The sequence below is a fragment of the Streptomyces tauricus genome (assembly GCF_014650955.1).
Lineage (GTDB): Bacteria > Actinomycetota > Actinomycetes > Streptomycetales > Streptomycetaceae > Streptomyces > Streptomyces tauricus.
Genome location: NZ_BMVY01000022.1, coordinates 144,763 through 156,026, shown reverse-complemented (window position 1 = coordinate 156,026; position 11,264 = coordinate 144,763). Strand labels below are relative to the sequence as shown.

The window sequence follows — 11,264 nt, the reverse complement described above, 5'->3', positions numbered from 1 at the left end:
GCCCGAGGCCGCCGGGCCCGAGGCCGCCGGGCTTGAGCCGTCGCCCGGGCTTGAGCCGTCCGCCGCCGCGGCCGGCGGCTCCCGCGTCGCGTACGTGCTCACGCGGGTGCCGTCGCAGTACACCCAGCGTTCGTGCTCGGCCTCGTACAGCCAGACGGCCTCCCCCTCCACGACGATCCCGACCCGCATCCCCGTCGTCAGGTCGTGGAACGCCTCCCGGTCGAGGCGTCCGGCCGCCAGTTCCTCGACGTGCCGCCGGTAGCGGCGCAGCGTCTCCTCGACGCGGGCCAGCAGCGGACGCGGGTCGGCGGTGCGGGCGAGCGGCTGCCCGGCGGGCGGCGGGTCCTGCGGGACGGCCACCAGCAGACGGCCGTCGACCCACGCGGACCAGCCGTTGGCGCACACGACGTGCCCCCAGTCGCCGCGCCGTTCGACGAGCCGGACCGGCAGGAGGGCGTCCAGGGGAACGGTGGGCCGGACCGGGTCGGGGGCGTCCCAGGCCGGCATGCCGTCCCCCGGGACCACATGGGTGGGGCGGAAGCCGGGAGTGGTCGTCGTCATCGTGTCTGGCTCCCCCACGCTACTTCCGCATGACCGCGGGTTCGTGGCGTCTGAGCAGCCGGGCCACCACGTAGCCGAAGAGGGCGGAGAGGACGACGAGCATGCCCATGTTGAGCAGCCACACTCCGGCCGAGTGCCGGAACAGCGGGTCGGCCGTCAGCTCGCCCGGGACGAGCCGGGCCAGTCCGATGGTCCCGGCCATGGCGCCGAGCGCCCAGCGCGACGGCACCAGCCACGACAGCTGTTCGATGCCGGGGACCCCGTCGAGTTTGAGCAGCGCGCCGCAGAACACGACCTGCACGATGGCGAGGAGCACGAGCAGCGGCATCGTGACCTCCTCCTTGCGTACCAGCGCGGAGACGAGGAGCCCGAGCATCATCGCGGTGAAGGCGAGCAGGGCGACGGCGACCGTGATCTCCACGAGGGGTGGCAGGAGGACGCCCTCGCCGCCTGGCGCGTTCAGGTCGACGCCGAGCAGCGCCACCAGGGTCAGTACGACGGCCTGGAGCACGGTGACCGTGCCGAGGACGACGACCTTGGACATCAGGTACGCCGATCTGGACAGGCCTACGGCCCGTTCCCGCTGGTAGATCACCCGTTCCTTGACCAGTTCGCGTACGGCGTTGGCCGCGCCCGTCAGGACTCCGCCGACGCAGAGGATGAGCAGCGCGTTCATCGCCGTCTCCTGCGTGAGCCTGCTGCCCGCCAGGGCCCGGGCCATCGCTCCCATCACGAAGGGCAGGGCGATCATGATGGCGAGGAACGTGCGGTCGGCGCCGAGCGCGGCGGCGTACCGGCGCACGAGTGTGCCCAGCTGCGATCCCCAGCTCTGCGCCTTGGGCGGCCGGGCGAAGGCGCCGGGCGCGGGGTCGGTCCGCGGGAGGCGCGGCTGGGTGGCGGAGTTGACGATGTACTGGCGGTGCTGGACCGACGCGCGGTAGTCGCCTGCCCAGTCCCGTTCGCGGTCCCGTTCGAACGCCTCGAACGCCTCCGGCCACTGCTCGTAGCCGAAGAAGGCGAGTGTCTCCTCGGGCGGCCCGTAGTAGGCGACCTTTCCGCCGGGCGCGAGGACGAGCAGCCGGTCGCAGACGTCGAGGCTGAGCACGCTGTGGGTGACCACGACGACGGTCCGCCCGTCGTCGGCCAGTCCGCGCAGCATGTGCATCACGGAGCGGTCCATACCGGGGTCGAGGCCGGAGGTCGGCTCGTCGAGGAAGAGCAGGGACGGCTTGGTGAGCAGTTCGAGGGCCACGCTGACGCGTTTGCGCTGGCCGCCGGAGAGGCTGTGGATGGGCTGCCCGGCGCGCTGTTCGAGACCGAGTTCGCGGATGACCTCGTCGACGCGGGCCCTGCGCTCGGCCTTCGCGGTGTCCTGGGGGAAGCGCAGCTCGGCGGCGTACGTGAGGGCGCGCCGCACGGTCAGCTGGGCGTGCAGGATGTCCTCCTGCGGTACGAGGCCGATGCGCCGGCGCAGTTCGGCGTAGTCCCGGTAGAGGTCGCGGCCGTCGTACAGGACCGTGCCGCGGTCGGCGGGGCGCTGCCCGGTCAGGGCGTTGAGGAGCGTGGACTTTCCCGCGCCGCTGGGTCCGACGACGGCCAGCAGGCATTTCTCGCCGACGGGGAAGGAGACCCGGTCGAGGAGCGTCTTGCGGCCCCGGTCGACGGCGACGGACAGGTCCTGCACGTCGAGCGAGACCTCGCCGGTGTCGACGTACTCCTGGAGCTGGTCGCCGACCAGGCAGAACGCCGAGTGGCCGATGCCGACGATGTCGCCCGCGCCGACACGGGAGCGCGTGACGGGCTGCCCGTTGAGGAACGTGCCGTTGTGGCTGCCCAGGTCGACGATCTCGTACGTCCCGTCCGGCAGCGCGCGCAGCTCCGCGTGGCGCCGGGAGACGCCGAGGTCGTCGACGACGAGGTCGTTGTCGCCGGAGCGGCCGATCCGGACGGTGCGGGAGGGCAGCGGGCGCACGCTGGTGGGCCGGCGGAAGGTGCCGGTCGCGGCGGGCGCGGAGACGACCGAGGGCCGCTCGGGGGCGGGCGGGGGCCGGTCGGCGAGCACGGCGCGCGGGCCGTCGGAGGGGGCGCCGAAGTGGATGACGCTGCCGGCTCCGACGTCCCACTCGTGGACGCGGCGGCCGTCGGCGTACGTGCCGTTCGTGCTGTTCTCGTCCTCCAGCGTCCAGTGGTCGGTGCCCGGCCGCAGGACCGCGTGGTGCCAGGAGACCCGGGCGTCCTCGATGACGATGTCGCTGAGCGGGTCCCGGCCGACGTGGTACTCGTGGTCCGGGGTCATCAGCGTGGAACCCGTCTCCGTTTCGAGGACGAGGTCGGGCACCGCGGACCGCTCTCCCATGCCTGAATTCTAGCTATTCGCCCACATATGCGCCTGCTGCGGGCGCGGGGGCCCGGCAGCCGAGGCCGGGGGCCGGCGAGGGAGGGGCGCGGGTTCAGGCGGCCGGGGCGGACAGAGAGGGCAGGGTCCGCTGCATCCGCAGGGCGTCGACGGACTCCGCGAGCAGTTCGTACTCGGTGGTCTCGTCACTCGTGGCGATGCGCACCAGATGACCGGCGGCCAACTCCTCGGCGACCAGATCCTGTTGCACCATGTCACCGCACCAGGCGCGCAGCAGGCCGGGCACATCGGGCGTCGTCCCGGCGACGGGCGCCATCGAGTTCGGCGGGAAGTAGGGGGCGCCGGGATCGGGATCGAGGCGCTCGGCGATCCAGGACGCCCGGTCCCGTAACCACCACATGGCCAGGGCCAGGGTGGGGGCCCGGTAGGTGCCGAGCGGTACACCGACCCACATTCCGCCACAGACTCCGTACGCGGTGACGTGGCACAGGAATTCATCGTGCACGATCACTCCCCCATCGCATCCGCTCGCCGCCTGTCGGCCTCTCTTTCCCGCGGCTCGTTTCCGGTGCACCGTGGCGCTGTTCCGAGGAGTGGTGAAGGGTGAATTGCCCTAGCCTTTGAGTATCGCCACTCCTGACACAGTGTCACCATGCCTTTCCGGCCAGTCTCCTGGCATATTCACGGTCCTGTTTGGCCGAAACGGCTCGGCGGTACGGGTCGCGCGGTGCGCGTCGCGTGCCCGGCGGCGCATTACCCGCGGGGTAATCGACGGTCCCGGCGGCGCCCGGCATGGTTGCGGTACCGCATCCCGAAGACCTCGCTGGAGGCTGATTCCTCATGACCGTGAACGTGTCCGCGAACGAGAACCGGTACGAGACCGCCGTAGCCCGTTACTTCGATGCCTGGAACGCGGACGGGGCGGAGGCCCTGGCGAAGGCGGTGGCCGCCGCCTGGACCGCGGACGGCGGGTACACCGACCCGCTCGCCGATGTCAGGGGGCACGAGGGGATCGCGGCCGTGATCGCCGCGGCCCACGAGCAGTTTCCCGGCTTCGTCTTCCGTCCGGCCGGGCCGGTGGACGGCCATCACGGCACGGCCCGTTTCGGCTGGGAGCTGGTGAACACCACGGACGGCTCGGCGCCCGTCGCCGGCTTCGACGTGATCACCCTGACCGAGGACGACCGGATACGGAGCGTGTTCGGCTTCCTCGACAGGGTGCCCGCCGCGGAGTGACCCTGATCCGGTGGACGCGGCACCCGCGCCCCGGAAGGGGCGCGGGGAACTGCGCGACCGGGCCCCACCGGGCCCGCGGACACATCACCGCGCCCCCGGCAGACCGCTTCGCGGAGCGCTACCGTACGAGCGCGTCGATCCGGTCGAGCTCGTCCTGCGAGAACTCCAGGTTGCCCGTGGCGGCCACGCTGTCCTCCAGCTGCTGCGGACTGCTCGCGCCGATCAGCGCGGAGGTGACCCTGCCGCCGCGCAGCACCCAGGCCAGCGCCATCTGGGCCAGCGACTGACCGCGGGACTTGGCGATGTCGTTCAGGGCGCGCAGGTCGGCGACGAGCTCCTCGGTCAGCTTGTCCGCGCTCAGGAAGGGGCTGTCGCTCGCGGCCCGCGAACCCTCCGGGATGCCGTCCAGGTAGCGGCCCGTGAGGAGCCCCTGCTCCAGCGGCGAGTAGGCGATGGACCCGATCTTCAGCTCGTCGAGCGTGTCCAGCAGCCCCTCCTCCTCGGGGCGCCGGTCGAGGATCGAGTAGCGCGGCTGGTGGATGAGGAGCGGGGTGCCCAGCTCGCCCAGGATGCGGGCGGCCTCACGGGTCTGCTCCGGCGAGTAGTTCGAGACACCGACGTACAGCGCCTTGCCCTGCTGGACGGCCGAGTGCAGGGCGCCCATCGTCTCCTCCAGGGGAGTCTCCGGGTCGGGGCGGTGCGAGTAGAAGATGTCGACGTAGTCGAGGCCCATGCGGTTCAGGCTCTGGTCCAGCGAGGACAGCAGGTACTTGCGCGAGCCCCACTCGCCGTACGGGCCCGGCCACATCAGGTAGCCGGCCTTGGAGGAGATGACCAGCTCGTCGCGGTACGGCCCGAAGTCCGCCTTCAGCGCGTCACCGAGGGCGGACTCGGCGGCGCCGGGCGGGGGCCCGTAGTTGTTGGCCAGGTCGAAGTGGGTGACACCCAGGTCGAACGCTCGCCGCAGGATCGCGCGCTGGGTGTCCACCGGCCGGTCGGGGCCGAAGTTGTGCCACAGGCCCAGGGAGAGGGCGGGCAGCTTCAGGCCGCTGCGTCCGGTGCGCCGGTAGGGCATGTCCGCGTAGCGGTCGGTGTGTGCGGTGTACAACGCGTTCTCCAGAGGGGTCGGTACGGAGTGGACCGGTGTCCACTCTCGCCTGCCCCAGGACAGCGGTCCAACAGGAGAATCGGATGGGATTCAGCGGATACGCTTCTCAATCATGGAATTGCGCCACCTTCAGCACTTCGTCGCGGTCGCCGAGGACCAGCACTTCACCCGGGCGGCGGAACGCCTCATGGTGTCGCAGTCCGGCCTGTCCGCCTCCATCCGCGCGCTGGAGCGCGAACTGCGCGCGCCGCTGTTCGTGCGCACCACCCGCCGGGTCACGCTCACCGAGGCCGGGCGGGCCCTGCTGACCGAGGCGGAGCGGATCCTGGCACAGGTCCGCGCGGCCCACGACGCGGTGGCCGCCGTACAGGGCGTGCTGCGCGGCACGCTCTCGCTGGGCACCGAGCAGTGCATCGCGGGCGTGCACGTGGCGCCGCTGCTGGCCGAGTTCCGCAGGCGGCATCCGGATGTGGAGATCCGGCTGCGGCAGGCCGGGTCGGGCGCGCTCGCGGAGGACGTCGCCGCGGGGCGGCTCGATCTGGCGTTCGCGGTGACCACCCGCGCCGACACGGAGCAGCTGCGCAGCCTGCCGCTGACCCGCGAGCCGATGACCGTCGTCTGCCATCCCTCGCACCGGCTGGCGGGCGGCGGTCCGGTCACCCCGTACGAGCTGGGCGGCGAGGCCTTCGTCGACTTCCACCCCGACTGGGGGCCGCGCCGCACCACCGACGCGGCCTTCGCGGCGGCGCGGGTGCAGCGCACGGTCACCCTGGAGGTGAACGACGTGCACAGCCTGCTCGACCTCGTAGAGGAGGGCCTCGGCATCGCCGTCGTGCCGCGCCACTTCGCCCACAAGCGGCCGGCCCTCCCGGCCCTCCCGCTCAAGGCCGACACCGAGACGCCGTACGAGACGGTCGCGATGCTGCCGCCGCCGGAGGCGACCAGCCCGGCGGCGAGGGCCTTCATGTCGCTGCTCGACACGGAGGTTCTGGCCGTCGAGACGGTCGGCTCATCGGCCGGGATCAGCGGCTAGTTGGCCGAAAACGCACCCCCTGAATCGAAGGTGACGAAGTTTCGAACACGGATCGGGGGCGGCAAAGCGCACGAAACTGCCGACTGCCGCTTGTCAGCGGCCGGTTGACGTCAACTCAGTTCATCTACCACAGAGGCGTTTCGCGGTAGCCATTTCCCGACGATGTGAAGTGATCGGGGGGATGAGCCCCCTGCCGGGCCCGACTGCCAGGTCCGGTGACTAGCATGAGCGACGCGCTTGATCCGGAAGGCGACCTCTCATCTTCCGTGTTCTCGGCGACGTTTCACCTGTGGACGTACTCCTGCTCGCACGGACCGAGGGACCGCGGAATGCCAGTGCCTGCTCGCCCCCGTCAGCGCCGATCTGCGCAGAAGACGGGTTCCACTCCGGTCGTGTTCCCCGCGGTCCTGGTCGTCACGGCCGCGGGTGCCGGAGCGGCCGTCGGCCTCGCCCCCGAGGGAGCCCGCCCATGGGTGGCGGGTACGGCGACAGCCGCCTGGGTCTGCATAGCGGCCGTCGTCGCCTTCACCGCCGCCCGGTTGCGCAAGGCCCACCGCCAGACGGTGTCGCGGACCGGCGAACTGGAGATGACCAAGAACAACTGGAGCCAGCACGGCGCCGAGACGGATCAGCTGGTCAACGTGACCCTGCCGGCGGTGGCCGAGCAGCTGAAGAACGGCGTCGGCGCCGACAAGGTCCTGGCCGGTCTGCCCACCCCCTCCGACCCGTATCTGCGCCGGATGCTGCACGTCTTCACCACCGAGGTCGCCGAGTCCGTACGGCGGACCGCCGACGCGCAGTCGGACCTCGACATGATGCGCCGCGAACTGGCCAAGGGGACGCAGGAACTGGAGCGGCTGACCCACGACACCCTGCCCGCCGCGGTGTCCCTGCTGCGCGAGGGCAGTTCGGCCGACACCGTGCTGGCGAAGCTCGACTGGCCGACCAACCCGCTGCTGCGCTCCCCCGCGGAATCGTTCATCCGTGAACTGGCCTACAGCGAGCGCCGTTCCGCCGCCGCCCAGGCCGCCTCCGCGAAGGCGCTCAGCCGGGTCCAGGCCAAGACCGTCGGCATGCTCGCCGACCTTCGGGACATGCAGGACCGCCACGGCGGGGAGATCTTCGGTGATCTGCTGCGGCTGGACCACAGCACCTCCCAGCTCGGCCTCATGACCGACCGGCTCGCCCTGCTGATGGGCGGTCGTTCCAGCCGCGTGTGGAACAAGCCGATCGTCATGGAGAGCATCCTGCGCGGCTCCGTCGGCCGGATCGCCGCCTACCGGCGGGTGCGGCTGCACAACTCCAGCAAGGCCTCCATCGCGGGCTTCGCCGCCGAGGGCGTCATGCACCTGCTGGCCGAACTCATGGACAACGCCGCCAACTTCTCGCCGCCGATCGACGAGGTCCACGTGTACGTGGAGGAGCGCAGCGCCGGTCTCGTCATCACCATCGAGGACAGCGGACTGAAGATGTCCGACGCCTCCATGCGCCGGGCCGAGGAGTCCGTGTCGGGCCAGGTCACCGACCTGGCCTCGCTCCAGGGCACCCGGCTGGGCCTGAGCGTGGTGGGACGGCTCGCCGCCAAGCACGGCATCAGCGTGAACTACCGCCCCTCCTCGCGCGGCGGCACCGGTGTCGTCGTCCTGCTGCCGCCCCAGCTGGTGGCTCAGCAACGTGAGCCGGTCGGTCCTGAGCGTCCGCGCCCCGGCGCGGACCTCCCGGCCGCCGCACCGGCCGCGACACCGGCCTCCGCTGCGGTCCCCGCACCGGTCCCCGCGGCCGAGGAATCGTTTCCGGTACGCACTCCGCAGCCGGCCGCGCCCGTGGACGAGGCGCCCCCGGTCGACATGCCCCGCAGGCGCGGCGCGGCCACTCCGGGCGGACTGCCCGTCCGGGCCCCCGGCCGCACCATGGCCGAGGCGGAACGCGGCCGGTCGAAGGCCGCTCCCGAGCCGTCCAGGGCGGAGCCCGACGCGAACGCCCCGGCGCGTGACGCGGGCAGCCGGTTCGGCGCCTTCCATCGCGGCCGGCACGCCGGAGGAAACACCGACGGCTCCCCCGCCGCCCCCGGCGAGGACGCCCGACCCGAGACCGGGCCCGAGGCGGACGGCTAGCCCCCTCAGCCCTTCGCACAGCTCTGAAGCCCACCCCGCACTGATTCGCCGCACCCCGTTGGATTGGAGGAACGGGCCGGGTGACCACCGACTGGTCAGCACCCGACCCGCCCATCATGGAGACCACTGACAACAGCCTCACCTGGCTCTTGATGAACCTCTTGGAGCGCACGCCGGGCACCCGCCACGCACTCGTCCTGTCCCGGGACGGTCTGAAGCTGTGCTGGACGGAACACCTCACCCTCGACCAGGCCGACCAGCTGGCGGCGATCTGCTCCGGCATCCAGGCGCTCGCCCAGGGCGCGTCCGTGGAGTTCGGCGACGGAACCGGCGGCGTCCGGCACTCCATGACCGAGTTCCACGGAGGCCTCCTGTTCATCGTCGAGGCCGGCCAGGGCGCGCACCTCGCGGTCGTCGCCGAGGAGAGCGCCGACCCGGGCGTCGTCGGCCATCAGATGACCGAGCTGGTGGAACAGATCGGTGACCATCTGCGGGCCGAACCGCGCACGCCCGTCACCAGGGGTGCCTCGGCGTGAGCCGCAAACCCGTGGACATCGGCGACCCCGACCGGCTCTACACGGTCACGGGCGGACGCAGCGAAGCCGATGACGCCTTCGACCTGGTCACGCTGATCGTCAGCGAGTGCGAGCCGACCGCCGGGATGCAGTCCGAGCACGTCCGGATCCTCGAACTGTGCCGTCACCCGACGGCACTGGTCGAGGTCTCGGCCGAGCTCAAGCTGCCCATCACCGTGGTACGGATCCTCCTCGGCGACCTCCATGCCATGGGCAAGGTGAGCGCCCGTCACCCCCGCGCGGCCGATTCCGTCGCGACCCTCCCCGAAACCGCACTGCTGCAGGAGGTGCTCCATGGGCTCCGCAACCTCTGAGCTGCCCGCCCAGCGCACGCCGCTGGCCGATGCCGCCGAGACCGGACTGAAGATCGTCGTCGTGGGCGGTTTCGGCGCCGGCAAGACCACCCTGGTCCGCTCGGTCAGCGAGATACGGCCGCTCAACACCGAAGAGGTGATGACGCAGGCGGGGCAGGGCGTCGACGAGACGGCGGGTGTGGAGCGCAAGACGACGACCACCGTCGCCTTCGACTTCGGGCGCATCAGCCTCAACCAGCGGATGGTGCTCTACCTGTTCGGCGCGCCGGGCCAGGAGCGCTTCTGGTTCCTGTGGGACCGGCTGTTCTCCGGCACCCTGGGCGCGATCGTCCTCGTCGACACCCGGCGCATGGAGGACTCCTGGTACGCGATCGATCGGCTCGAACACCACAAGACGCCGTTCGTGGTGGCCGTCAATCGTTTCGACGACGACGAGCAGCGGTTCTCGCTCGACGAGATCCGGCAGGCACTCGCGCTGGGCGACCATGTGCCCATGGTCGACTGTGACGCGCGGGTCAGGTCGTCGGGCAAGGAAGTCCTGATCACTCTCGTGGACCACCTCTACGCATTGGCCCTGTCCCAGGAGGGGACGTCGTGAGCGACACCACCGGCTCCCGTTCCTCGAACACTCCCCCGCCCGGCTGCCCCGCGCACGGTTCAGCCGTGCAACTGGGCGGTCTGGAGTACCAGCAGACGCCCTCGCAGCTGTACCGCACGATGCGCAGGGACCACGGAGCGGTGGCTCCGGTCTTCCTCGACGGCGACATCCCGGCCTGGCTCGTCCTCGGCTATCCCGAGGTCAGCTATGTGACCAGCCATGACGAGCTGTTCGCGCGGGATTCCCGGCGCTGGAACCAGTGGCCGAACATTCCGGCGGACTGGCCGCTGATGCCGTTCGTCGGTTACCAGCCGTCCGTGCTGTTCACCGAGGGCCCGGAGCACCAGCGCCGGGCCGGCGTCATCACGCAGGCGCTGGAGGGCGTCGACCAGTTCGAACTGGCCCGTGAGTGCCAGTCGATCGCCGAGCAGCTGATCGCCTCGTTCGGCGGCAGCGGGCAGACCGAGCTGATGAGCACGTACGCGCATGCCCTGCCGGCCCGCGCCGTGCTGTGGATGTGCGGTATGCCCCAGGGCAGCGAGGACACCGAGCGGCTCGTCGACGACCTGCGGATCTCGCTCGACGCCGGTGAGGGCGACGACCCGGTGGCGGCGTACATGCGCGTCGGGGAGCGCATCATGCAGCTGGTGAAGGAGAAGCGGGACCGCCCCGGTCCCGATGTCACCTCCCGGATGCTGCAGGACCCGGCGGGGCTCAGCGACGAGGAGATCGTGCAGGACCTGATCTCCGTCATCGCCGCCGCCCAGCAGCCGACCGCCAACTGGATCTGCAACACCCTGCGTCTGCTGCTGACCGACGAGCGGTTCGCGGTCAACGTCTCCGGCGGCCGGGTCAGTGTCGGCGACGCGCTCAACGAGGTGCTGTGGCTGGACACCCCGACCCAGAACTTCATCGGCCGCTGGGCCGTGCGCGACACCCAGCTCGGCGGGCGGCTCATCCGTGAGGGTGACTGCCTCGTCCTCGGTCTCGCGGCGGCCAACACGGACCCGCAGATCTGGCCCGAGTCGCATGTCGGCGCGGAGAACTCCTCGCACCTGTCGTTCAGCAACGGCGAGCACCGCTGCCCGTATCCGGCGCCGCTCCTCGCGGACGTGATGGCGCGTACGGCGGTGGAGACGCTGCTCGAGCGGCTGCCCGACCTGGTACTGGGTGTGGACCCCTCGGAGCTGACGTGGCGTCCGTCCATCTGGATGCGGGGGCTGACGTCGCTGCCGGTGCAGTTCACTCCCGCGGTGCACTAGCGGTCCGCTGGGTGCGGTTCTCGTTGTCCGCGGGTGCGTTGTGTGCCTGCGGGTGCGTCGTGGCTGGGTGCGCCGTTCCCCGCGCCCCTTCGGGGCGCTGTCCTTCG

General features: G+C 71.3%; 11 protein-coding genes. 7 read left to right on the top strand and 4 right to left on the bottom strand.

The window, feature by feature from the left end; translation table 11 throughout:
• The 3 genes from IE278_RS28150 to IE278_RS28140 all read right to left on the bottom strand — a co-directional run.
• Nucleotides 1-561: SH3 domain-containing protein (locus tag IE278_RS28150; protein ID WP_246570759.1), on the bottom strand; the 561-nt coding region annotated here is incomplete at its 3' end.
• A gap of 19 nt (nucleotides 562-580) precedes the next feature.
• On the bottom strand, nucleotides 581-2,917 hold the full coding sequence (locus tag IE278_RS28145; RefSeq protein ID WP_189776071.1) for an ABC transporter ATP-binding protein/permease: 2,337 nt from the start codon (nucleotides 2,915-2,917) through the stop codon (nucleotides 581-583).
• Nucleotides 2,918-3,011: 94 nt separating this feature from the next.
• A complete protein-coding gene (locus IE278_RS28140) occupies nucleotides 3,012-3,422 on the bottom strand; it encodes a hypothetical protein (RefSeq protein WP_189776070.1) in 411 nt (136 codons plus the stop codon).
• 347 nt (nucleotides 3,423-3,769) lie between these two features.
• On the opposite strand from IE278_RS28140, the gene IE278_RS28135 reads away from it, so the two are divergent.
• Entirely contained in the window at nucleotides 3,770-4,153 is a 384-nt protein-coding gene (locus IE278_RS28135; protein ID WP_189776084.1) for a nuclear transport factor 2 family protein, read from the top strand.
• Nucleotides 4,154-4,271: 118 nt separating this feature from the next.
• Here the strand turns inward: IE278_RS28135 and mgrA are convergent, their stop codons facing one another.
• Nucleotides 4,272-5,261 carry an L-glyceraldehyde 3-phosphate reductase gene (gene mgrA, locus IE278_RS28130; RefSeq protein ID WP_189776069.1) on the bottom strand — a complete coding sequence of 330 codons (990 nt, stop codon included), beginning with the start codon at nucleotides 5,259-5,261 and terminating at the stop codon, nucleotides 4,272-4,274.
• Nucleotides 5,262-5,373: 112 nt separating this feature from the next.
• Here mgrA and IE278_RS28125 point away from each other — a divergent pair, with 112 nt between their 5' ends.
• The 6 genes from IE278_RS28125 to IE278_RS28100 all read left to right on the top strand — a co-directional run bounded on the left by IE278_RS28125 (nucleotide 5,374) and on the right by IE278_RS28100 (nucleotide 11,157).
• On the top strand, nucleotides 5,374-6,294 hold the full coding sequence (locus IE278_RS28125) for a LysR family transcriptional regulator (RefSeq protein WP_189776068.1): 921 nt from the start codon (nucleotides 5,374-5,376) through the stop codon (nucleotides 6,292-6,294).
• 329 nt (nucleotides 6,295-6,623) lie between these two features.
• Complete coding sequence (locus tag IE278_RS28120; protein WP_189776067.1) at nucleotides 6,624-8,408, top strand: ATP-binding protein; 1,785 nt, start codon at nucleotides 6,624-6,626, stop codon at nucleotides 8,406-8,408.
• A gap of 116 nt (nucleotides 8,409-8,524) precedes the next feature.
• Nucleotides 8,525-8,944 (top strand): roadblock/LC7 domain-containing protein, encoded by a 420-nt coding sequence (locus IE278_RS28115; protein WP_189776083.1) that lies wholly within the window; start codon nucleotides 8,525-8,527, stop codon nucleotides 8,942-8,944.
• Nucleotides 8,941-9,297: a DUF742 domain-containing protein gene (locus IE278_RS28110; RefSeq protein ID WP_189776066.1), complete on the top strand. Its 357-nt coding sequence runs from the start codon at nucleotides 8,941-8,943 to the stop codon at nucleotides 9,295-9,297. The genes IE278_RS28115 and IE278_RS28110 overlap by 4 nt, the downstream gene beginning before the upstream one ends.
• Nucleotides 9,278-9,895 carry a GTP-binding protein gene (locus IE278_RS28105; protein ID WP_107019020.1) on the top strand — a complete coding sequence of 206 codons (618 nt, stop codon included), beginning with the start codon at nucleotides 9,278-9,280 and terminating at the stop codon, nucleotides 9,893-9,895. The genes IE278_RS28110 and IE278_RS28105 overlap by 20 nt, the downstream gene beginning before the upstream one ends.
• Nucleotides 9,892-11,157 carry a cytochrome P450 gene (locus tag IE278_RS28100; RefSeq protein WP_189776065.1) on the top strand — a complete coding sequence of 422 codons (1,266 nt, stop codon included), beginning with the start codon at nucleotides 9,892-9,894 and terminating at the stop codon, nucleotides 11,155-11,157. The genes IE278_RS28105 and IE278_RS28100 overlap by 4 nt, the downstream gene beginning before the upstream one ends.
• The last annotated feature ends 107 nt before the right edge of the window (nucleotides 11,158-11,264 follow it).

Excerpts from the sequence above, each read along its gene's own strand:
- IE278_RS28125 (WP_189776068.1), top strand. The coding sequence starts at position 5,374 with ATGGAATTGCGCCACCTTCAGCACTTCGTCGCGGTCGCCGAGGACCAG.
- IE278_RS28145 (WP_189776071.1), bottom strand. The coding sequence starts at position 2,917 with ATGGGAGAGCGGTCCGCGGTGCCCGACCTCGTCCTCGAAACGGAGACG.
- IE278_RS28115 (WP_189776083.1), top strand. The coding sequence starts at position 8,525 with ATGGAGACCACTGACAACAGCCTCACCTGGCTCTTGATGAACCTCTTG.
- IE278_RS28105 (WP_107019020.1), top strand. The coding sequence starts at position 9,278 with ATGGGCTCCGCAACCTCTGAGCTGCCCGCCCAGCGCACGCCGCTGGCC.
- IE278_RS28120 (WP_189776067.1), top strand. The coding sequence starts at position 6,624 with ATGCCAGTGCCTGCTCGCCCCCGTCAGCGCCGATCTGCGCAGAAGACG.